Here is a 20,922-nt window from a genome sequence, read left to right as displayed (position 1 = left end):
TGCTGCGCAATCCCGTGCCCAATGGCCGTTTCCGCTCCGGCTTCGGCAGCCGCCGCCACCCGATCCTTGGCTACCGCAAGATGCATACCGGTGTCGACTGGTCCGCCCCGCGCGGAACCCCGATCATCGCGGCCGGCAATGGCAAGGTCGAAAAGGCCGGCTGGGCCGGCGGCTACGGCCGCCAGACCATCATCCGCCATGCCAATGGCTACAAGACCTCCTACAATCACCAGAATGCGATCGCCAAGGGCGTGCGGGCGGGCGCGCGCGTGCGCCAGGGCCAGGTGATCGGCTATGTCGGCTCCACCGGCCTGTCGACCGGTCCCCATCTGCACTACGAATTGATCGTCAACGGCACCAAGGTGGATCCGATGCGCGTGCGCCTGCCGACCGGGCGGGTGCTGAAAAAGGAAGAGCTCGCCGCCTTCAACAGCGAGCGCGAGCGCATCGACGCGCTTCTGGCCGACGAAACCGGCGACGCCCTGAAACTGGCGAGCCGCTGATTCGCGGCAACCCCGGTAATTTTATCCGGCTTGGTCTGGCGCCGCCTCCCCGTCGAGGACGGCTCCTTCCCCCGCGGCCCAGTGCGGCTGCGTCAACCAGGCGATGATCGCGGCGACGAGGCACAGCCCGGCCGCCGTTACGGCGACCGCTTGAAAGGCCCGGTCGCTCGCCGCGACGCGCTGTTGTTCGGCCGCCGCGTCGAGCGGCACGGACGGCAGCGCGCCGAACGCGACATCTGCGCCCTGCGGCGCCAGGGCCGCGAACACCAGCCCCGCCATCGCCCCCAGTGCGGCGACCGACATCAGCCCGGCGGCGCGGGCAACGGCGTTGTTGATGCCCGACGCAAGCCCGGTATCCTCGTCGGGCGTGGCCAGCATGACGGCGGCCGAAAGCGGCGAGACCAGTATCGACATGCCGAGCCCCATCAAGGTCAGCATCGGCAGGGTAACCAGCCACATCTGGCGCAACGGCATGGTCGCGGCGAGACCGCCAAAGGCCAGCGCCACCATCAGCCCGCCGACCGTCAGCGGCAGGCGCGGCCCGATCCGGTCGGCCAGGCGCCCGGCACGCCCCGACAGAAAAGCGATCAGCAGCGACAGGGGCAGGAACATCAGGCTCGCCTCCCATTCCTGCGCGTTCCAGGCCGAGACCAGCGTCATCGGCAGGAAGAACAGGACCGCGCCGAAGCCGAAAAAAAGCGCCAGCGTGTACAGATTCGCGCCCGAAAAGGCTTTTGAGCGAAACAGCTCAAGCTTGACCATCGGCGCGCGCGCCCGGCCCTCCCAGACGATGAAGGCGACGAACACCGCGCTCCCGGCCCCGATCCATGCCAGCGGCGGTGCGGCGCGCGTCTCCGGCGGCAGGCCGAGCGCCGTCAGCCCCCAGGCCATCAGGCCGAGCCCGCCGGTGGCCAGAACCGCGCCGGCAATGTCGAGCGCGCGGCGCTCGGACGGCCGGTCGCGCGGCACCCGCAGAACGATCATGCCGATGGTGAGCAGGCCGATCGGCACGTTGATGGCGAAGATCAGCCGCCACATCCAGTCCTGGCCGAAGGACAAAAGCATGCCGCCGAGGAAAGGGCCGGCGGCCGTCGTCAGCGACGAATAGGCCGCCCATATGCCGATCGCGGCCCCGCGTTCGCGGGCCGGATAGGATTTCGCGATGATCGCCAGGCTGCCGGGCACCATCAGCGCGGCGCCGATGCCCTGCAGGGCGCGCATCAGGATCAGCGTGTCGGCGTCGGGCGATAGCGCGCACAGCAGCGAGGTCGCCATGAACAGGCCGATCCCGGCAAGAAAGATGTTGCGCACGCCGAACACGTCGCCGGCCGCGCCGCCGATCAGCACCAGCGCCGACAGAAACAGCATGTAGGCATTGCTGATCCACTGCGCGTCGACCAGCGTCCCGCCGAGGTCGGCACGGATCGCCGGCATGGCCAGCGACACCACCGAACCGTCGATGAACCCCATCGACGAAGCGAGAATGGCGGAGACGAGAACGAATTTGCGCGCATGCGGCGGGCAGAACACACGCCGCGTCGTGCCTGTCTCCTCAGGCGAGAGCTCGGGTACAGGCGCCTCCATCGGCGGGATCCTCCCAACCCGCTCTATCGGAATTGGAGGTCCACGACCAGCCCTTGGCCGCGACACGGCGCGCACGCCGCGCCCTCGCAAGGCCGGCGGCGCGCTGGCTCATTCCACGAAACTCACCCACACGCCCTTGGCGACCATCTTGGCCAGTTCGTGCGCGTCCCAGTTGGTCAGGCGCACGCAGCCATGGCTGTTGGTCTTGCCGATGCGCGCCGGCTCCGGTGTGCCGTGAATACCGTAGGTCGGCTTGGACAGCGCAATCCAGATCGTGCCGACCGGCCCGTTCGGCCCCGGCGGAATGGTCAACACGCGGTCGTTGTTGCCCTGCTTGAAATTGATCTTGGGATTGTAGGTGTATTCGGGATCGAAGGCGATGCGTTCCACCTTCACCGTACCGGACGGCGAGGGCGTGTCGGCCGAACCGATCGTCGCCGGATAGGCGGCGACCAGATTGCCCGCCGCGTCGTAGGCCCTGACCTGCTCGCGTCCCTTGTCGGCGACGATTCGGGTGACCGCGCCGGCGCGCGGCTTGCCCGGGTCGGCAACCTTGATACGGGTGCCCGGTCGCGAAAAGTCGGCGCCGGGATTGAGCACGCGCAGATAGGTTTCGTCCATGTGGAAACGTTCGGCGAGCATTTCGACCGTCGACGTGAAGCCGAGCCGCTCCATGCGGGCCTTTTCGCCGTAGTCGGCGGGGATCGACGCCACGAACGGGCCGGCCGCGTCGGCGGCGGTGATCGTGTAGGTCGAAAAGGCCGGCCCCCCGGTATCGGCGAGCGCGGCCTCGATCAGCGCCGTGTCGTCCGGGTTGAGCCGTTCGCCGGTCATCTCGGCAAGCGCATCCAGCGCCTTGCGCACATTGCTGCCCATCCGGCCGTCGATGACGCCGGGCGACACGCCCGCCCGGTCGAGAAGCACCTGCAGCCTGGCCACGTTCTCGCTCGCGCCGGTCGGGCCGCGCGGCCGTGCGGTCGCGCCCTCGTCCTTGCGCGGGGTCGACCCGGTCACCGGATCGTCCGACAGGCGATCACGGGGAAGCGGCTCACGGCGCGCGAGATCGCCGTCCTCGTCGATGGCGGGCAGCCGGCGCCGGGCGATGAAATCGTCCTCTTCGGGAAAGGGCTGCCGATAATCGCGCGCCGGCTCGTCCGGCAACGGCGCCAGCGGCCGCCCGAGCTGGCGCTCGCGATAGCGCCGGTAGCGCTCGAGCGCGTCGGGATCGTTGAGGCTCGGCCCGGCGCGTCGCGGCAGGGGCCGTTCGCGCAACGGCAGCCGGCGCGGCCGCTCGATCGCGATCACCTCGCCAGTATAGGCGTCGACGATGACGCGGTTGCCGGCCCGGTCGTAAAAAATCTCCACATCGCCGCCTTGCGCCAATCGCAGAGCGGGCACGGCAGTAGAGCGCGCTTCCTCTTCGGCAAACCCCGTCACAGGCATCGCGGCGACCGCCGCGGACGCACGCGCAAGAACGACAAGGGCGAGAGCTGCGAGAAGCGGGATCGTTCCGGGTTTTGGCAAAGACAGTCTCCGAGAAAAAAGCGCTGCTCGTTATGCGCAGGCGCGGCGTCCAGCCGCCAGTGTGGTTTCTTCCAGATGAACCGGACATGAAAATGGCGAAAGACCGCGCCGCTCACGCCTCGAGGCCGAGCGCCCGCTGCGTCTTTTTCGGCAGTTTGCACGCCACCAGGCGATGGCTTTCGGCGAGATAGTCCATAAGCGCGGCATCATCGACGCTCTGCGACGAAACCCGCTGGATCCACGTCATGCCGCGCGAGGCGAGATAGGGCGCCGGACGGCAGCCGGGCTGCTCGCGCAGGACCTCGTAAGCGAGTTCGGACACCTTGAAGCTGACGGCAAGGTGCTCCCCTTCCGTCCAGCCGGCAATCGCGAACACCTTGCCGCCGACCTTCCACACATGCGCGCCGCCCCACTGCACGACATGGGTGGTCGCGGGCAGCCCGGTGCAAAAGCGGTTGTATTCATCGAGTGTCAGGGCCGGCCTCCTCTCGGTCGGCCGCACGGCCACCGTCGTCTGCGACGGACTATGGAGAGGCGCGCGCCGGCGCGCAAGCCAGGCGCCCGTCAGTCCGCGGTCCGGGCGCCGGCCCGCCTGGCCGCGTGGCCCGGCTCGCCGGTTTCGATGAAGCCGATCGTGGTCTGAAGGCCCTGGCGCATATGGTCGGCGAGATGATCCAGCATCGCGTCGAGATCGTCGCCCGAGGCAAGGCGAATATAGGTGTCGTGCGCCTGGCGCGAAGGGCCGCGGCGCGCATGCGCCTGCTGGTGCATCGCGAAATAGAATTGCAGATTCGGCTTCAGCCGGTTCCAGCTTTGCAACAGAAGCTGATGGTTCGACATTTCGTAACACCAGCTGTGCAGATGGAGTTCGTCCTCGATCGCGCCGAGCGGATTGGTCCCCTCCTCTATGGTGGCGGCGAGCGCTTCGTTGCGCCTGCGCAGATCGGCGAGGGCGGCCGGGGTGCGTTTGCTCCAGCATTCCTTGAACGCGAACTGCTCCAGCGCGGTGCGCAGCGAGTAGATTTCTTCGAGATCGCCGCGCGTCACCTCGCGCACGAACAGCCCCTTATAGGGCTTGCTGACCAGAAGGCCGATATCGACCAGTTCGCGGATCGCCTCGCGCAGCGGCCCGCGGCTTATGCCCAAGGCCGATGCCAGCCGCGTTTCGGTGAGCCGGCTTCCCGCCGGCAGCTCGCCCGAGACGATCAGCAGCTTCATCTGGTCGACCGTGCGGCTGCGCAGGGTGCTGTCGGAAACCGGCTTGATCAGCGTGTTGTCAATCATGCGATTGATCCGCGATGTTGCGCTCGACCAGTTGCTTGTAGAGCTGGCGGATGCGCGCCATGACGGGCCGGTTGCCGTCGCCGATCGGCTTGCCGTCGATCGAGGCGACCGGTGTCTGCGCGCCGAACGTTCCGGTCAAAAACGCCTCCTCGGCCCCGTAGGTCTCGTAGAGCGAAAAATTCTTCTCCAAGACCGGGATTCCGTTTTCGCGACACACCTCGATCACCTTGGCCCGGGTGACGCCGTTCATGCAGTAATCCCCGGTCGAGGTCCACACCGCGCCGCGGCGGACGATGAAGAAGTTGCAGGCATTGGTGGTGTTCACGAACCCGTGCGGGTCGAGCATCAGCGCCTCGTCGGCGCCGGCCTGTTCGGCCTGTAGGGCCGCAATCACGCAATTCAGCTTGGAATGGCTGTTATATTTGGCGTCCTGCGACATCGGCAGGCCGCGCACCTGGGGAACGGTGGCCAGCCGGATGCCCTGGCCCTGCAGGCTGTCGACGGGTTTCGAGTGCTCCATGATGATCACCAGCGTGGGCCCCGAGCGCGACAGGCGCGGATGCTGGAACGGCCGCGCTTTGACGCCGCGCGTCAGCATCAGCCGGCAATGAACGTCGTCCGTCATCCCGTTCGCTTGCGCCGTCCGCGTCAAGGCGTCCAGAATGCCGGCCCTGTCGGTGCCGACATCGAGCGAGACCGCTTTGCAAGAATCGAAGAAGCGGTCCATGTGTTCGTCGAAAAAAGCCCATTTGCCTTTGTAGAGGCGCATGCCTTCCCACATTCCGTCGCCGAGCATGAACCCGGAATCATAGACCGAGACCTTGGCCTCGTCGCGCGGAACGATCTCACCGTTGACGTAGATCTTGATATCGCGATTGCGGATGTCCTCGTCGGCATCGTGGGTGGTGCGGCTGTCGATTCGATCGATGGTGTTCATGGTCAGGGTCAGTCAATCTGGGGTTCGGGCAAGCGGAACATATTGTGGCCGCGGAGGAAATTTTTGGTGGCGTCCTGGCGGGGATAGGTCAGCACCTCGGCCGGCGTGCCCTGCTCGAGGATGCTGCCCTCGGACAGAAACAGCACCTTGTCGGCAACGGTGTAGGCAAACCCCAATTCGTGCGTGACGATCAGCATCGTCATGCCTTCCTCGGCCAGTTCCTTCATCGTTTCGAGAACCTCGCCGACGAGTTCGGGATCGAGCGCCGAGGTGGCCTCGTCGAACAGCATGATTTCGGGCTCCATGGCCAGTGCGCGCGCGATCGCAATACGCTGCTGCTGTCCGCCCGAAAGCTGGGACGGATAGGCGTCGGCCTTCCAGCCGAGCCCCACCTTGTCGAGATATTTTTCCCCGCGGCGGCGGCATTCGGACGAATCGCATTTCAGCACCGTGCGCGGCCCCTCCATGACGTTTTCGAGCGCGGTCATGTGGGGGAACAGATTGAAATGCTGGAACACCATGCCGACGCGCGACCGGAGCTGCGTCAATTCCCGCTCCGCGTAGGCGACGCGGCCGTTGCGGGCGCTGCCGATGGCCTTGCCTTCCAGGTGGATGCGGCCGCTGGTGGGGATTTCCATGAAATTGACGCAGCGCAGCAAGGTCGACTTGCCGGAGCCGGACGCCCCCAAGAGCACCACGGTCTCGCCCTTGTTCACCGACAGGTCGATCCCCTTGAGAACCTCCAGTTCGGCGAAGGATTTGTGCAAGCCCTCGATTCGTAGAACCTCTGTCATCGCGTTCACCGTCGGAATGTGTCGCGCGCCTCGAAGCGGCGCACCAGGATCGTTGCGGGGAAAAGCACCAGGAAGAAGATCAGCGCCACGCTGGTATACATCTCGATCGGATTGAACGAGATCGTCGACACCACCTTGGCCTGGTACATCAATTCGCCATAGGCGATGACCGAGGCGAGCGAGGTCATCTTGAACAGTTCGACCGCCCGGTTCATGAAGGCCGGCAGCATCCGGCGCACGGCCTGCGGCAGCACCACCCGGCGCATCTGCTGCCAGTAGCTCATTCCCAGCGCCTTTCCGGCTTCCCATTGTCCCTTGTGGATCGATTGCAGCCCGGCGCGATAGATCTCGGAGGAAAACGCCACCGTGTTGAGGGTCAGGCCCAGCGTGGCGGCGGTGAAGGCGTCGATCTTGAACGGCGCGATGATCGGAAACGCGAAAAAGAACCACATGATCTGGACGAGAACGGGCGTGTTGCGGAACAGTTCGACGAAGGCCGTGGCCGGATAATAAAGCCAGCTCTTTCCCGAAAACCGCGCCGCGCCGACGAACAGACCGAAGAACAGGCCGAGCGCGAGGCAGACCGACCCCAGGACCAGGGTGTTCTTCAGCCCGATCAAAAGCAGCGTCTTGTTGGCCAGGACGGAGGCGAAATCCCAATTGTGGTCCATGGCGCCCTCCCTCAGTTCACGACCGTCTCGCCGCTGCGCGCGAGACGTTTTTCCAGCCGCCGGACCGCGATCGAACAGGCCAGGATGACGACGAAATACATCGCCGCGGCAACCGTGAAGACCTCGATCGTGCGGTAGGTCGACTGGGCAATGCTGTTGGCCTGGTAAAGCAGGTCGGCATAGGAGATCGTGCTGACCAGGGTGGTCGTTTTCATCAGTTCGATGGCGCGTTCCAGGAATGCCGGGATCATGCGTTTGACCGCCTGCGGCAGGATGATCCGGCCGAGTGTTTGGTTGCGGTTCATGCCGATGGCCTTGGCCGCCTCCCACTGGCCCGAATCGATCGACTGGATGCCGCCGCGGAAAACTTCGGCGAAAAACGCCGAGGATTGCAGCGAAAACGTCAAGACCGAGGCCCGAAACGGGTCGATTTCGACGCCGATCAGGATCGGCATTGCGAAAAAGAACCAGAACAATTGCGCAATTGGCGGGGTCGTGCGCAGAAATTCGATGACGAATCCGACGGGAAGCCGCACCGCCCGGTTTCCGTAGAGGCGCAGCAAGGCGAGCAGCAGGCCGAGCGGCACGCCGAACAGCAAGGCCAGGCCCGTGACCTTGAGCGTGTTGACAAGCCCGAGCAGCAAGAGGTCGTAATTGCGGAAAACCACCGCAAAGTCCCACTCATACCCCATCGTCAGCTCCTGCCCGTGGCGACGGGGCGCCGCGGCGCCCCGTCCTTGGCCGCGCTACCAGTCCTCGCGACGGATCGCCGGCACCGTTTCGGGGTCGACGCCGTATTCGCTCAGGAACTGCTCGTACCATTCCTGGGTCTGGCCGGTCTGGTAGTAGTAGGAGATGGCCGTGTTCACCCAATCGCGGAAGCGTGTATCGGCTTCCAGGCGCACGCCGGCCGACGAGGTCGACTGGCGGATCGGCTTGGGCAAAACGATCTGTCCGCGCCCGATCTTCTGGCGCATGGCGATCAGCGGCGGATGGAACAGCGACACGGCGTTGACACGCTTCGACTGGAAGGCGGCGACCGCTTCGCCATTGGAGGGGAAACGCAGGATTTCCGCCTTGTCCAGACGCCCGGAGACGTAGTTGTCCATCGTTGTGCCCTGCGTCACGGCGATCTTGATGTCGGGCTTGTTGAGATCGTCCCAGGTCTCGATCGTCAACTCGTCGTCGGCCAGTACCGCCAGCGCGTAATAAAGCAGCGGCTGGGCCGGAAAGCCGACCGCGACCGCGCGCTGGGGCGTGGCGTCCAGCACGAACATGATGTCGATCTGGTTTGCCTGCAGGGCCGACACCGCCGTGCCCCAGGTCACTTCGACGGGCTCGAGTTTCACGTTCAGCGCTTCGGCCATCGCGTTGCCGACGGATACGCCGAGACCCGTCCATTCGTTGGTGGCGGGATTCTTGAAGAACCACGGCGGCGCCTGGGTGACGCCGATGCGCAGCGCCCCACTGTCCTGGATCGTGTCCCAGGTCGATTTTTCCTGGGAAAAGGCCCCGGTCGAAACGGCCAGCATGGCAACGATCGCCAAGGCGACGGCCGCCAGCCGGGATTGAAGATGGTGGATCATGATCGTTGCTCCCATTGACGGTTTTCAGATTTTACCGATTTTGTATGATTGTCAACAATCAATCAGTACAACAATACTCCGGCGCCACCCGCCTCGCCCTACGCCCCGGCAAACGAAAAACGCCCCTCCCCGGCGGGGAGGAGCGTCATTGGCGCGCGCCGGCACCGGGCCGGAGCGGATATAAGGTCGACGGGCGTTCAGGCGGCGGCTTCCGCCGCCTCGGCTCCGGCCTCGTCGTCAACCGACGCGACCCCTGGACGGAAGGTCAGCCGGTCGGAGCCCGCCGTCACCACCACGTCCTGACCGTCGCGGACCTCGCCAAGCAGGATCTTCTCGGCCAGCGGGTCCTGCAGATCCTTCTGGATGACGCGCTTGAGCGGGCGCGCGCCATAGGCTGGATCGTAGCCTTTGTCGGCCAGCCAGGCGATCGCGCCCTCGTCGAGATCGAGCGTGATCTTGCGGTCGGCGAGCAGCTTTTCGAGCCGGGCGAGCTGGATTTCCACGATCTGGCCCATGTCCTGCCGGCGCAGCCGGTGGAACAGGATCACCTCGTCGACGCGATTGAGGAATTCCGGCCGGAACGAAGCCCGCACCACCGCCATCACCTCGTCGCGAACCTTGTCGACATCCTCGTTCTCGCCGAGCGAGACCAGGAATTCCGACCCCAGGTTGGAGGTCATGATGATCAGCGTGTTGCGGAAATCGACCGTGCGGCCCTGCCCGTCCGTCAGGCGGCCGTCGTCGAGCACCTGCAACAAGACGTTGAAGACGTCGGGATGCGCCTTCTCGATCTCGTCGAACAGCACGACCTGATAGGGCCGGCGGCGCACCGCCTCGGTCAAAACACCGCCTTCCTCGTAGCCGACATAGCCGGGCGGTGCGCCGATCAGCCGGGATACGGCATGTTTTTCCATGAACTCCGACATGTCGACCCGAACCATGGCCGTCTCGTCGTCGAACAGGAAATCGGCCAGCGCCTTGGTCAGTTCGGTCTTGCCGACGCCGGTTGGGCCGAGGAACATGAACGAGCCGATCGGCCGGTTCGGATCCTGCAACCCGGCGCGCGCGCGCCGCACGGCCTGCGACACGGCCTTGACCGCCTCGCCCTGGCCGACGACCCGCCTGGCGAGTTCGTCTTCCATGCGCAGCAGCTTGTCGCGTTCGCCTTCCAGCATCTTGTCGACGGGGATGCCCGTCCAGCGCGACACGATATGCGCGACGTGGTCCGGGGTGACGATCTCTTCCACCATCGAGCCGGCGTCGTCGCGCGCCTCGGCCTCGGCCAGCTTTCGCTCCAGCTCCGGGATCACGCCATAGGCCAGTTCGCCGGCCTGCTGGAATTCGCCCTTGCGCTGGGCGCCGGCGAGCGCGTTGCGCGCCTCGTCGAGCTGGCGCTTGAGGTCGGCCGCCAGTCCGAGCTTTTCCTTTTCCGACGCCCAGGTCGCCGTCAGCCCGGCCGATTCCTCCTCCAGCTTGGCCAGTTCGGCGTCGAGCCGCTCGAGCCGGTCCTTGGAGGCATCGTCCTTTTCCAGCTTCAGCGCCTCGCGCTCGATCTTGAGCTGCATGATGCGCCGGTCGATCTCGTCGAGCGCCTCGGGTTTGGAATCGACCTGCATTCTGAGCCGCGAGGAGGCCTCGTCGACCAGATCGATCGCCTTGTCCGGCAGGAAGCGATCGGTGATGTAGCGGTTCGACAGCGTCGCCGCCGCGACCAGCGCGGAATCGGAGATGCGCACCTTGTGGTGCTGCTCGTATTTCTCCTTCAGCCCGCGCAGGATCGACACCGTATCCTCGACCGCCGGCTCGTTGACGAACACCGGCTGGAAGCGGCGCGCCAGCGCGGCATCCTTTTCGACATGCTTGCGGTATTCGTCGAGCGTGGTGGCGCCGACACAGTGCAATTCGCCGCGCGCCAGGGCCGGCTTCAACAGGTTGGAGGCGTCCATCGCCCCGTCGGCCTTGCCGGCGCCGACCAGCGTGTGCATCTCGTCGATGAACAGGATGATCTCGCCTTCGGCGGCGGTGACTTCCGACAACACCGCCTTCAGCCGCTCCTCGAATTCGCCGCGATATTTCGCGCCGGCGATCAGTGCGCCCATGTCGAGCGCCATCAGGCGCTTGTCCTTGAGCGATTCGGGCACGTCGCCATTGACGATCCTGAGCGACAGGCCTTCGGCGATCGCCGTCTTGCCGACGCCGGGCTCGCCGATCAGAACGGGATTGTTCTTGGTGCGCCGCGACAGGACCTGGATCGTACGGCGAATCTCGTCGTCGCGCCCGATCACCGGATCGAGCCGGCCGGAGCGCGCGTCCGCCGTCAGGTCGCGCGCATATTTCTTCAGCGCATCGAAGCCCTGCTCGGCATTGGCCGAATCGGCGGTGCGTCCCTTGCGGATATCGTTGATGACCTGGTTCAGCGCCTGCGCGCTCACACCCGCCTTGGCCAGGATATCCGCGCTCTTGGCGGTCTTTTCGATCGCCAGCGCGGTCAAGAGCCGTTCGACGGTGACAAAACTGTCGCCGGCCTTCTTCGCCAGGTCCTCGGCCGTCGAAAAGACCTTCGCAAGCGGCTGGGCGAGATAGAGCTGGCCGTTTCCGCCCTCCACGCGCGGCAAGGCTTCGAGCGCGGCGTCGACGGCAAGCCGCACGTCCTGCACCCGGCCGCCGGCCCGCTCGATCAGCGACGCGGCCAGTCCCTCCTCGTCGTCGACGAGGACCTTGAGCATGTGTTCGGGGGTGAATTGCTGGTGATTGCGCGACAGCGCCATCGTTTGAGCGGACTGGATGAAGCCACGCACCCGCTCGGAATATTTTTCCACGTTCATCGACGTCTCCGTTTCCTTGCCGGCCCGCCTGCGCGGCGCCGGATCGGTTGAGGTGACGGGTCCCTTCTTGAGAAGCGAACCCCTTCGCTTCCGATATGGGTATGCGATCCGTCGCACTCAAGCGGCGACGCGTGGACTTCGCTGCGAAATCGATTCGGGCACCGGCGCGCCAACGAAAAAGGCGGCGCGAACGCCGCCTTCTGACCCTGGAGCCGTCGCCGCGGCCGGTTACTGCGCCGCGGCAGGCAGCGGCAGGTCGCCCTGTCCGTCTTCCGACGAGGTCTGCGACTCGCCTTCGGCGCTCGCCGGAGCCGGCGCGGCCGCCTCGGCGGTTTCGGCATCGCTGGCACGCGGGCGGCGCGGCCGCCGCGCGCGACGCGGTGCCGCCGCCTCGCCATCCTTGCCGTCTTTGCCGTCTTCCTCGGCAGGGGGCGAACCGTTGGCGCGCCGCGACCGCTTGGGCTTCTCGGCGGCCGTCTTGATCGTTTCCTGTTCGATCGCGACCTCGACCGGCGTGCCCTCGATCACCGGCTGCGGGCCCGAGCCGTCATCCTTGGCGCCACCGCGCGGCGTCTGCGGCCGCTCGTCCTGCTGGCCGTCCTGCGCCGCCTTTGGCTGGCTGTCGGAGGTCGTCTGTGCCGGAGCGTTGTTCTGGTTGCCCTGGCGCTCGTCCGCGTCGTCCTCGTCGAAATCGTCGCGCTGGTCGCGGGGCGCGTTGTTTTGAGCCGACTGGCTCTGAGCGGCCGCGATGATGCGGTTGTAGTGTTCGGCATGCTGCAGATAGTTCTCGGCCATCACCCGATCGCCGGCGCTTTGCGCGTCCCGCGCCAGCGCCGTGTATTTGTCGGCAACCTGTTGCGCGGATCCCCTGATTTTCACGTCCGGGCCGTTGCTTTCGTAGGACCGGGTCAGAGGATTGGGGCCCTTGCGGTTGTTGTTGCGACCGCGCATACGCCTGTTCTGCTGTTGTGGCCTCATCCGATTCTCTTTTTTGCAATCATCGTGAACACAGGGGAACGCGGTTTCGCTCTTTGTCGCGACCGCCTTACCATCGAGCATGGGCGAGCTACCGCCGTTCGGCCGCTGGCTGCCAACTCGCTTTCGGTTGCGCTACCTGGCCGAACGATCCCCACACGAAGCGCTTTCGCGTCACGCGATTGGCAGCTTGTTTCCATTGGAACCGAATCGATACAGCACTGCCTGCTTCGTCTCATCCGGTGGCCGGAAACTAGCGATATTCATCACCCTTGCCAAGTATTTTTTCGCACGGCACAAACCGCGCCCTATAAGCCGAACACCAGAGCCCGGTCATGGCCGGCAAGATCGCGGGCCGCCGAACGCAGGCTAAAGCCGTGCGCGGCGAAGACGGCGACCACATCCGTTTTTTGCCGGCTGCCGATTTCCACCCCGACCACGCCATCGCGATCGAGATGGGCACCAGCGCCGGCGGCGATCACGCGATAGGCGTCGAGACCGTCGGCACCGCCATCGAGCGCCAGATGGGGATCGTGCCCGGCCACTTCCACCGGCAGCTCACGCATCTCCCGGGACGTAATGTAGGGTGGGTTGGACACGATTGCATCAAAAACGCCGGTCACGTCGCGAAACCAGTTTGAAACATGGGCCGTAAACCGCCCATCCATTCCAAGACGGGTGGCATTGCCGATCGCGGTCCTCGCAGCCTCCGCCGACAGGTCCACGCCGCACGCGCGCGCCTGCGGCAGCGCGGCCAGCAGCGCAAGCGCGATCGCGCCCGTACCCGTGCCGAGGTCGAGAATGGCGCAGTCCCGCTTGCGCGCCACGACCCCGGCGAGCTCCGCCAGCACCGCCTCGACCAGCGTCTCGGTATCCGGTCGCGGTTCCAGCGTCTCCGGCGACAAGGCGAGCCGCAATCCGTAGAAGTCGCGATAGCCGAGAATGCGGTGCACCGGCGTTCCCGCAAGCCGCCGTTCGACAGCCGCCATGATCGCCGCGACGGTGCGCGCGTCGAGCAGCAAGGCGGGATCGCGCAGCGCGTCGATGCGCTGTGTCATGGAAAAATGCTCGACGATCAGCCTGGCATCGAGGGCCGCCTCGCCGAGTCCCGCCGCGTTCAGGCGGCGGCGGGTTTCGGCCAGGACCGTGCCGAGATCGCGCGCGGACGCCGGCAAAGCGTCTTCAGCCATCCTGCGCCATGTCGGCCAGAAGCGCGGACTGATGGTCCGATATCAGCGCGTCGATGATCTCGTCGAGATCGCCCTCCATCACCCGGTCGAGCTTGTAGAGCGTCAGGTTGATGCGGTGATCGCTCACCCGTCCCTGCGGAAAATTATAGGTTCGGATCCGCTCCGAACGGTCGCCCGAGCCGACCTGCGAGCGCCGCGATTCGGAGCGCTCCTCCGCCGCCTTGGTGCGCTGGATGTCGAACAGCTTGGCGCGCAGCAACTGCATGGCGCGAGCGCGGTTCTGGTGCTGCGACTTTTCCGCCTGCACGACGGTGATCCCGGTCGGCAGATGCGTGATCCGCACCGCCGAATCGGTGGTGTTGACATGCTGGCCGCCAGCGCCGGAGGCGCGCATCGTGTCGATGCGGATGTCCTCGTTGCGAATCTCGACGTCGATCTCCTCGGCCTCGGGAAGCACGGCCACGGTGGCAGCCGAGGTGTGGATACGGCCGCTGGCCTCGGTTTCCGGCACCCGCTGCACGCGGTGCACGCCGGATTCGAATTTGAGACGCGAAAACACGCCCTTGCCAGACACGGTGGCGATGATCTCCTTGTAGCCGCCGGCATCGCCCTCGCTCGCCGAGACGAGTTCGACCCGCCAGCCGCGGCCGGCGGCGTAGCGTTCGTACATGCGAAACAGATCGCCGGCGAAGATCGCCGCCTCGTCGCCGCCCGTCCCGGCACGGATCTCCAGGATCGCGTTCTTGTCGTCGGCATCGTCCTTGGGCAGAAGCAGGATCCGGATGCTTTGCTGCAACGCCTTGATGCGCTCCTCGATCTCCGGCAGTTCGGCTTCGGCCAGCGCGCGCATCTCCGCGTCCGTCGACGGATCGGAAAGCATCGTTTCCAGCCCCTCGCGCTCGGCCTCCGCGCCGCGCAGTGCGCGGATCTCGCCGGCGAGCTTTTCCAGCTCGGCATATTCCGAAGCCAGGCGCACATAGGCCTCGGGCTCGGGGCCGGCGGCCATCTGCGCCTCGATCATCTCGAAGCGTTTCAGGACCTGATCCATTCTCTCGGACGCAACGAAGCTCATCGGTCAGGTCTCGCAGGAAATGTCGAATTCGGCGGCGAAGGCGCGAAGCCGGGCCGGTACGTCCATGTCGACGGCGCTCGCCTCGATCATCTGCACCATCAGCCCTTCGAGCGCGCCGACCGGCAGATCGGCCAGCATCGCCTTGACCGGCCCGATCGCGGCCGGCGACATCGAAATCGACCGGAAACCGAGCCCCACCAGCGCCATCGCCGAAATCGGCCGGCTGGCGAGCTCGCCACACAGTGTCACCGGCTTGCCGGCCTCCCGGCCGGCGTCGATTACGGATTTCAAGACCCGCAGAAACGGCACCGAAAGCGGGTCGAAACGCCCCGCCAGCAGGCCGTTGCCGCGATCGGTCGCGGTCATGAACTGGAACAAATCGTTGGAGCCGATCGAGACGAAGTCGACCGTCCGCATCAATTCGGGAAGCTGGAACAGGAGCGACGGCACCTCGATCATGGCACCGAGCTTCAGGCTGGTCGGCAGCGCGTAGCCGAACCGCGCCAGCTGCTGCACCTCGCGCTCGATCAGGCCGCGCGCCTTGGCGATTTCGCCGATTTCCGTCACCATCGGCAGCATCACCCGCAACTCGCGGCCCGACGCCGCCTTGAGCAGCGCCCGGAACTGGGTGCGCAACAACCCCGGGCGGTCGAGCGTCAGACGGATCGCCCGCCAGCCGAGCGCCGGGTTCTCCTCTTTTTCCGCGCCGCGAAAATAGGGCAGAACCTTGTCGCCGCCGATATCGATCGTGCGAAAGGTCACAGGCTTCGTGCCCGCCGCCTCGAGCACCTCGCGGTAGAGTTTTTCCTGCTCCTGGGCGCGGGGAAAGGTCGCCGCCACCATGAACTGCAGTTCGGACCGGAAAAGCCCGATTCCGGCGGCGCCTGCTTCGGCGAGCTGCGGCAGGTCGACGGCCAGGCCCGCATTCATCATCAGCTCGACCGCGATCCCGTCCTTCGACACCGATGGCCGGTCGCGCAACTCGCGATAAAGCTGCTGTTTCTTGGCCCGGAAACGAACCTTTTCGGCATAGGCCGCCTCGACGTCGGGCTGCGGCCTGAGGTGAACCTTGCCGTCATCGCCGTCGACGATCAGCGCATCGCCGTTCTCGGCCATCGACACCGCGCCCTTGGCCTGGCCGACGACCGGAATGTCCATCGCCTTGCCGACGATCACCACGTGGCTGGTGACCGCGCCTTCCTCAAGCACCAGGCCGCGCAGCTTGTCGCGCGGATAGTCGAGCAGTTCGGCCGCCCCCATCGAGCGGGCGACGATGATGGCGTCCTTGGGCAGCGAGGCCGCGATTTCCTCCGGTCCGCGACCCATGAGCTGGCGCAGCAGCCGGTAGCCGAGATCGTCGAAATCGTTCATCCGCTCGCGCAGATAGGGGTCCGTCATGTGCAGCATGCGCGCGCGCATGTCCGACTGCACCTTCTCCACCGCCGCTTCCGCCGTCAGGCCGTTGCGGATCGCCTCTTCGAGCCGCCGCACCCAGCCGCGGTCATGCGCGAACATGCGATAGGCTTCCAGCACGGCGCGATGCTCGCCCTCGAAGGCGATCTCGCGGCGCGAAAGCATGTCGTCGATCGACAGCCGCAGCGATCCGAGCGCGGTTTCCAGGCGCTTCAGTTCCTGGTCGACATCCTCGTTGAACAGTTCGGTGACGACGATGCGCGGCTCGTGCAGCACGACATGGCCAAGCCCGACGCCCTCGTTGAAGGCGGCTCCGGTCAGGCTGACCGGCCGGCTGAGGTCGAGTTCCATGCCCGGCCGCGTCAGCCGCCGCAGATCGCCGGTGGCGATCATTTCGGCGATCACCATCGCCGTCGTCTCCAGCGCCTCGGCCTCGTCGTCGCCATAGTGCCGGTTGGTCTTGTTCTGGACCACGAGCACGCCGAGCGTGCGGCCGGCCCGCAGCACCGGCACGCCGAGGAAGGAATTGTAGATCTCCTCGCCCGTTTCGGGGAGGTAGGTGAAGGCGGGGTGGTTGCGCGCGTCCGAAAGGTTGAGCGGGCGCGCGCTCGCCGCGATCGTGCCGACCAGGCCCTGCCCGAGGCGCAATTGCGCCAGATGCACCGAACCGGGATTGAGGCCTTCCGTGGCGTAGAGTTCCAGCACCGCGTCGGCGCGCAGCACATAGAGCGAACACACCTCGGCGACCATGTTGGCGGCGATTTCGCGCACGATCCGGTCGAGCCGCTCCTGCGGCTCCACGGCTTCGGCCATGATCTCGCGCAGCCGCTTCAGCAATATGCGCGGGCTGCCGGCGATTTCGCGCATCGGCGTTTCTCCAACGACCGCGTCCCCGCCGGGCGGACATCGCCGCAGCGGCCGCGTCGCGCTCAAATCATTGGTCTACTGCTTATCCAGCCCGTAGACGGAATGCAAAGTACGCACGGCGAGTTCGGCATAGGGGCCGTCGATCAGAATCGAAATCTTGATCTCCGACGTCGTGATCGCGCGGATATTGATTCCCTTTTCCGAAAGCGCCTTGAAGGCGGTGGCCGCCACGCCGGCATGGCTGCGCATGCCGATGCCGATCACCGACACCTTGACCATGCCCGTCTCGTGCTGGACCGCGTCGAAGCCGATCGTCTCGCGTACCTTGTTCAGCACCCCCAGCGCCTTGTCGACGTCGCTCGACGGCACGGTAAACGTCATATCGGTGCGCGAACCGTCCTCGGAAATATTCTGGACGATCATGTCGACATTGATGCTGGCTTCGGCGAGCGGACCGAATATCCCGGCGGCGACGCCGGGCCGGTCGGCAACGCGCCGCAGCGAAATCTGGGCCTCGTCCTTGGCATAGGCGATGCCGGTGACGACCTGCTGTTCCACGATTTCATCCTCTTCGCAAATGAGCGTGCCGGGCGGATTGTCGAAATCCCCCATGCCGGGCGCCTCCGGATCGGCGAACGACGACCTGACGAATGTCCTGACCTTGTGCACCATGGCGAGTTCCACCGAGCGCACCTGCAGCACCTTGGCGCCGAGCGAGGCCATTTCCAGCATTTCCTCGAACGAGATGCGCGCCAGCCGGCGCGCCTTGGGCTCGATGCGCGGATCGGTGGTGTAGACGCCGTCGACGTCGGTATAGATGTCGCAGCGGTCGGCGCCCACCGCCGCGGCGATCGCGACCGCCGACGTGTCGGAGCCGCCGCGGCCGAGCGTGGCGATGCGGTTGTCGGGCCCGATGCCCTGGAAACCGGCGATCACCGCCACCTGGCCCTCGCCGAAGCGCTTGATCAGGAACGAGCCGTCGATGTCGGTGATGCGGGCGGCGCCGTGGGCGTTGTCGGTGCGGATCGGAATCTGCCAGCCGAGCCAGGAGCGCGCATGCACGCCCATCGCCTGCAGGGTGATCGCCAGCAATCCCGCCGTCACCTGTTCGCCCGACGCCACCACCGCGTCATACTCGCGCGCGTCGTGCAGCGGCGAGGCCTCGCGCGTCCAGGCGACGAGTTCGTTGGTCTTGCCGGCCATCGCCGACACCACCACCGCGACCTCGTGACCGGCATCGACCTCGCGTTTGACATGGCGGGCCACGATGCGGATGCGATCGATGTCGGCGACGGACGTTCCGCCGAATTTCATCACGATACGCGCCATGAAACGGTCGAACCCTGTAGCGGAATGCGCCCGGCAGTCTGCGGACGGATTTGAAAGAGGCACGCCGCCGTGGCACGGGGCGCGATGCGCGGTTTCCATAATGCAAAGGGGGTGGGTCCGCAAGCCGACGCCGCGCCCCGCCGTCCTGTTCGCCGGCGAACACGCTTTGTCTCTGTGACAATTTTGGCGTCTTGACTTTGGCGGCGTCGGACCCGACTTGATGTCCGGCGTAGAGGAGACCGCCGGATGCCCGAGACGCAACCAACGACGATCGACGCCGACGAGGTCGCACGCTTTTCCGCCCTGGCCGCGGAATGGTGGGACCCGAAGGGCAAATTTCGTCCGCTGCACAAGTTCAACCCGGTTCGCCTGGCCTATATCCGCGACCAGATCGCAACCCGTTTCGGCCGCGATCCGCGCTCGTCACGGCCGTTCCAGGGCCTGCGCATCCTCGATATCGGCTGCGGCGGCGGCCTGTTGTGCGAGCCGATGGCACGGCTTGGGGCCGAAGTCGTGGGCGCCGACGCCTCCGAAACCAATATCGAGGTCGCCAAGCTGCATGCCGCCGAGGGCAAGCTGAAGATCGACTACCGCGCGACCACCGCCGAGGCGCTGGCCGAGGCGGGCGAGGAGTTCGACGTCGTCCTCAATATGGAGGTGGTCGAGCATGTGTCCGACATGAACCTGTTCCTCGCCAAATGCAGCCAGATGGTCAGGCCCGGCGGGATCATGGTGGTCGCCACCATAAACCGCACGCTGAAAGCGCTCGGCCTGGCGATCTTCGGCGCGGAATACGTGCTGCGCTGGCTTCCGCGCGGCACGCACCAGTTCAACAAGCTGGTGCGGCCCGCCGAGCTGGAAGCCGCGCTTGACGCGGCCGGCATGAGGGTCGTCGACCGCACCGGCGTCGTCTACAACCCGCTCGGCGACCGCTGGCAGCGTTCGCGCGACATGGACGTCAACTACATGGTCCTGGCCGAAAAGAAGCCCGCGGACGGCTAAGGCCGGACAGGCCCCGCGGCCGGCCGATTCCCGATCGGTTGGGTGTGCGGCAGCCGCCCGCGGCGGGCGGTTCAGTTCTTGTCGTCGGGAAAATCCGGGATCGGGATGAACTCGACCCCGTCCTCGACCAGCCCTTTGGCCTCCTCGGCCGTCGCCTCGCCGTAGATGCCGCGCGCCTCGGTCTCGCCGAAATGGATCTTGCGCGCTTCCTCGGCGAATTTGTCGCCGACATAATCGGCGTTCTCGCGCATCTTGTGCGCCAGTTCCTTCAGTTTGGCCATCGCCTTCTTCTGCTCGGCATTGGCCGCCAGCGCCAGCTTCTCCTTGCGCCGGCCGGTCGACAGGGCCGGCGCCATCAGGGTCTTTTCCACCTTCGTCGAGCCGCACTGCGGACAGGCCACGAGATGCCGCGCGGCCTGGGCGTCGTAATCGTCGTTGCCGCGAAACCAGGCTTCGAAGTCGTGACCGGCGTCGCAATGGAGCGAAAACCGGATCAAGACGCCACCCTCCGCGCCGAAAGGCCGTCATCGGCGAGCATATCGAGATCGAAATCGCGCGCGTTCTGCAGATTGGGTATTTTCGCGCGCGCGGCGGCGCTGGCGCGCGGATCGATCTCGGCAAGGGCGATGCCCGGCTCGTCGCCAGGCATCTCGGCCGCCACCGCGCCCCACGGATCGACGATCACCGAATGGCCGAACGTCTCGCGGCCGTCCTCGTGGCGCCCGCCCTGGGCCGCGGCGATCAGCCAGGCCCCGTTCTCGATGGCCCGCGCCCGCGTCAGCACGTGCCAGTGGGCCTTGCCGGTCTGGCGCGTGAAGGCCGCCGGCGCGCTCAGCACCGCCGCGCCCGCCAGCGCCTGGGCGCGGAAAAGGTGCGGAAAACGCAGATCATAGCAGATGGCCAGTCCGAACGGGACGCCGGCCAGCGGCGCCACGACCGCGCGCGCGCCCGGCTGGTAGGTTGCCGATTCGCGCCAGCTCTCGCCATTGTCGAGGTCGACGTCGAACATGTGGATCTTGTCGTAGGTCGCCACCAGCGCGCCGGTTCTGTCGAACAGGAACGCCCGGTTGGCGACCTTGCCGTCGGGCAACGCGATCGCCGTCGAACCGACGTGGATCGCGATCCCAAGCTCCGCGGCAAGCCGTCTGGCCGCGTCAACCACCAGGTCGCCGGCCTCGTCCTTGACGATCCGCCGCAGCGTCTGCCTGTCGCGCACCAGCGCGCCGGTCATCTCCGGAGACTGCACGTAGGCGACGCCCCGGCCGGCGGCCTCGCGAACCAGCGCTTCGAAATCAGCGGCGTTGCGCGCCGGGTCCATGCCCGATCGCATCTGCACAACCGCGGCCTTGAAAGCGTTCATCGCCAT

General features: G+C 66.1%; 19 protein-coding genes (1 of these 19 only partly in view). 2 read left to right on the top strand and 17 right to left on the bottom strand.

What is annotated here, in order from left to right; genetic code table 11:
• On the top strand, positions 1–503 hold the 3' portion of the coding sequence (locus EP380_RS22260; protein ID WP_106573490.1) for a M23 family metallopeptidase. It extends 1,435 nt beyond the left edge of the window; 503 of the gene's 1,938 nt are visible here — the last part of the coding sequence; its start codon lies beyond the left edge, outside the window; it ends in the stop codon at positions 501–503.
• A gap of 21 nt (positions 504–524) precedes the next feature.
• Here EP380_RS22260 and EP380_RS22255 read toward each other — a convergent pair whose 3' ends face one another.
• The 15 genes from EP380_RS22255 to EP380_RS22185 all read right to left on the bottom strand — a co-directional run bounded on the left by EP380_RS22255 (position 525) and on the right by EP380_RS22185 (position 18,554).
• Entirely contained in the window at positions 525–2,087 is a 1,563-nt protein-coding gene (locus EP380_RS22255; RefSeq protein WP_127600980.1) for an MFS transporter, read from the bottom strand.
• 108 nt (positions 2,088–2,195) lie between these two features.
• Positions 2,196–3,611 (bottom strand): L,D-transpeptidase family protein, encoded by a 1,416-nt coding sequence (locus EP380_RS22250; RefSeq protein ID WP_420845895.1) that lies wholly within the window; start codon positions 3,609–3,611, stop codon positions 2,196–2,198.
• A 112-nt stretch (positions 3,612–3,723) separates the two neighbouring features.
• Complete coding sequence (locus tag EP380_RS22245) at positions 3,724–4,086, bottom strand: MmcQ/YjbR family DNA-binding protein (RefSeq protein WP_127600988.1); 363 nt, start codon at positions 4,084–4,086, stop codon at positions 3,724–3,726.
• 89 nt (positions 4,087–4,175) lie between these two features.
• Complete coding sequence (locus tag EP380_RS22240; RefSeq protein ID WP_106573487.1) at positions 4,176–4,895, bottom strand: GntR family transcriptional regulator; 720 nt, start codon at positions 4,893–4,895, stop codon at positions 4,176–4,178.
• Positions 4,888–5,832, bottom strand: coding sequence for an aminotransferase class IV (locus EP380_RS22235; RefSeq protein ID WP_106573486.1), 945 nt, complete (start codon positions 5,830–5,832; stop codon positions 4,888–4,890). The genes EP380_RS22240 and EP380_RS22235 overlap by 8 nt, the downstream gene beginning before the upstream one ends.
• An 8-nt stretch (positions 5,833–5,840) precedes the next feature.
• Positions 5,841–6,626, bottom strand: coding sequence for an amino acid ABC transporter ATP-binding protein (locus EP380_RS22230; protein ID WP_106573495.1), 786 nt, complete (start codon positions 6,624–6,626; stop codon positions 5,841–5,843).
• Between the two features lie 5 nt (positions 6,627–6,631).
• On the bottom strand, positions 6,632–7,297 hold the full coding sequence (locus EP380_RS22225; protein ID WP_106573485.1) for an amino acid ABC transporter permease: 666 nt from the start codon (positions 7,295–7,297) through the stop codon (positions 6,632–6,634).
• An 11-nt stretch (positions 7,298–7,308) separates the two neighbouring features.
• Positions 7,309–7,989, bottom strand: a complete 681-nt coding sequence (locus EP380_RS22220) for an amino acid ABC transporter permease (RefSeq protein ID WP_106573484.1) — start codon at positions 7,987–7,989, stop codon at positions 7,309–7,311.
• 54 nt (positions 7,990–8,043) lie between these two features.
• Positions 8,044–8,883 carry a transporter substrate-binding domain-containing protein gene (locus EP380_RS22215; protein WP_164749961.1) on the bottom strand — a complete coding sequence of 280 codons (840 nt, stop codon included), beginning with the start codon at positions 8,881–8,883 and terminating at the stop codon, positions 8,044–8,046.
• Between the two features lie 197 nt (positions 8,884–9,080).
• A complete protein-coding gene (gene clpB / locus EP380_RS22210; RefSeq protein ID WP_127600975.1) occupies positions 9,081–11,708 on the bottom strand; it encodes an ATP-dependent chaperone ClpB in 2,628 nt (875 codons plus the stop codon).
• Between the two features lie 228 nt (positions 11,709–11,936).
• Positions 11,937–12,686: a DUF4167 domain-containing protein gene (locus tag EP380_RS22205; RefSeq protein ID WP_106573482.1), complete on the bottom strand. Its 750-nt coding sequence runs from the start codon at positions 12,684–12,686 to the stop codon at positions 11,937–11,939.
• Positions 12,687–12,991: 305 nt separating this feature from the next.
• Positions 12,992–13,873: a peptide chain release factor N(5)-glutamine methyltransferase gene (gene prmC / locus EP380_RS22200; protein WP_127600973.1), complete on the bottom strand. Its 882-nt coding sequence runs from the start codon at positions 13,871–13,873 to the stop codon at positions 12,992–12,994.
• Entirely contained in the window at positions 13,866–14,945 is a 1,080-nt protein-coding gene (gene prfA, locus EP380_RS22195; protein ID WP_127600971.1) for a peptide chain release factor 1, read from the bottom strand. Before prfA ends, prmC begins: the two co-directional genes overlap by 8 nt.
• Positions 14,946–14,948: 3 nt before the next feature.
• Positions 14,949–17,225, bottom strand: a complete 2,277-nt coding sequence (ptsP, locus tag EP380_RS22190; RefSeq protein WP_106573479.1) for a phosphoenolpyruvate--protein phosphotransferase — start codon at positions 17,223–17,225, stop codon at positions 14,949–14,951.
• A gap of 75 nt (positions 17,226–17,300) precedes the next feature.
• Positions 17,301–18,554, bottom strand: a complete 1,254-nt coding sequence (locus EP380_RS22185) for an aspartate kinase (RefSeq protein WP_106573478.1) — start codon at positions 18,552–18,554, stop codon at positions 17,301–17,303.
• A gap of 246 nt (positions 18,555–18,800) precedes the next feature.
• On the opposite strand from EP380_RS22185, the gene ubiG reads away from it, so the two are divergent.
• On the top strand, positions 18,801–19,556 hold the full coding sequence (gene ubiG / locus EP380_RS22180; protein WP_106573477.1) for a bifunctional 2-polyprenyl-6-hydroxyphenol methylase/3-demethylubiquinol 3-O-methyltransferase UbiG: 756 nt from the start codon (positions 18,801–18,803) through the stop codon (positions 19,554–19,556).
• A 71-nt stretch (positions 19,557–19,627) separates the two neighbouring features.
• Here the strand turns inward: ubiG and EP380_RS22175 are convergent, their stop codons facing one another.
• Complete coding sequence (locus EP380_RS22175; protein WP_106573476.1) at positions 19,628–20,053, bottom strand: DUF1178 family protein; 426 nt, start codon at positions 20,051–20,053, stop codon at positions 19,628–19,630.
• Positions 20,050–20,916: a carbon-nitrogen hydrolase family protein gene (locus EP380_RS22170; RefSeq protein ID WP_127600969.1), complete on the bottom strand. Its 867-nt coding sequence runs from the start codon at positions 20,914–20,916 to the stop codon at positions 20,050–20,052. Before EP380_RS22170 ends, EP380_RS22175 begins: the two co-directional genes overlap by 4 nt.
• Positions 20,917–20,922 lie beyond the last annotated feature (6 nt).

Source organism: Nitratireductor alexandrii, from assembly GCF_004000215.1.
Lineage (GTDB): Bacteria > Pseudomonadota > Alphaproteobacteria > Rhizobiales > Rhizobiaceae > Mangrovimarina > Mangrovimarina alexandrii.
This window is presented reverse-complemented; position numbering and strand designations above follow the sequence as displayed.

What these genes read in the sequence shown, in the direction of transcription:
- clpB (WP_127600975.1), bottom strand. Translation starts at nt 11,708, where the DNA reads ATGAACGTGGAAAAATATTCCGAGCGGGTGCGTGGCTTCATCCAGTCC.
- EP380_RS22220 (WP_106573484.1), bottom strand. Translation starts at nt 7,989, where the DNA reads ATGGGGTATGAGTGGGACTTTGCGGTGGTTTTCCGCAATTACGACCTC.
- ubiG (WP_106573477.1), top strand. Translation starts at nt 18,801, where the DNA reads ATGCCCGAGACGCAACCAACGACGATCGACGCCGACGAGGTCGCACGC.
- EP380_RS22235 (WP_106573486.1), bottom strand. Translation starts at nt 5,832, where the DNA reads ATGAACACCATCGATCGAATCGACAGCCGCACCACCCACGATGCCGAC.
- EP380_RS22240 (WP_106573487.1), bottom strand. Translation starts at nt 4,895, where the DNA reads ATGATTGACAACACGCTGATCAAGCCGGTTTCCGACAGCACCCTGCGC.
- EP380_RS22230 (WP_106573495.1), bottom strand. Translation starts at nt 6,626, where the DNA reads ATGACAGAGGTTCTACGAATCGAGGGCTTGCACAAATCCTTCGCCGAA.
- EP380_RS22225 (WP_106573485.1), bottom strand. Translation starts at nt 7,297, where the DNA reads ATGGACCACAATTGGGATTTCGCCTCCGTCCTGGCCAACAAGACGCTG.
- EP380_RS22170 (WP_127600969.1), bottom strand. Translation starts at nt 20,916, where the DNA reads ATGAACGCTTTCAAGGCCGCGGTTGTGCAGATGCGATCGGGCATGGAC.
- EP380_RS22205 (WP_106573482.1), bottom strand. Translation starts at nt 12,686, where the DNA reads ATGAGGCCACAACAGCAGAACAGGCGTATGCGCGGTCGCAACAACAAC.
- prfA (WP_127600971.1), bottom strand. Translation starts at nt 14,945, where the DNA reads ATGAGCTTCGTTGCGTCCGAGAGAATGGATCAGGTCCTGAAACGCTTC.
- prmC (WP_127600973.1), bottom strand. Translation starts at nt 13,873, where the DNA reads ATGGCTGAAGACGCTTTGCCGGCGTCCGCGCGCGATCTCGGCACGGTC.
- EP380_RS22255 (WP_127600980.1), bottom strand. Translation starts at nt 2,087, where the DNA reads ATGGAGGCGCCTGTACCCGAGCTCTCGCCTGAGGAGACAGGCACGACG.
- ptsP (WP_106573479.1), bottom strand. Translation starts at nt 17,225, where the DNA reads ATGCGCGAAATCGCCGGCAGCCCGCGCATATTGCTGAAGCGGCTGCGC.
- EP380_RS22185 (WP_106573478.1), bottom strand. Translation starts at nt 18,554, where the DNA reads ATGGCGCGTATCGTGATGAAATTCGGCGGAACGTCCGTCGCCGACATC.
- EP380_RS22215 (WP_164749961.1), bottom strand. Translation starts at nt 8,883, where the DNA reads ATGATCCACCATCTTCAATCCCGGCTGGCGGCCGTCGCCTTGGCGATC.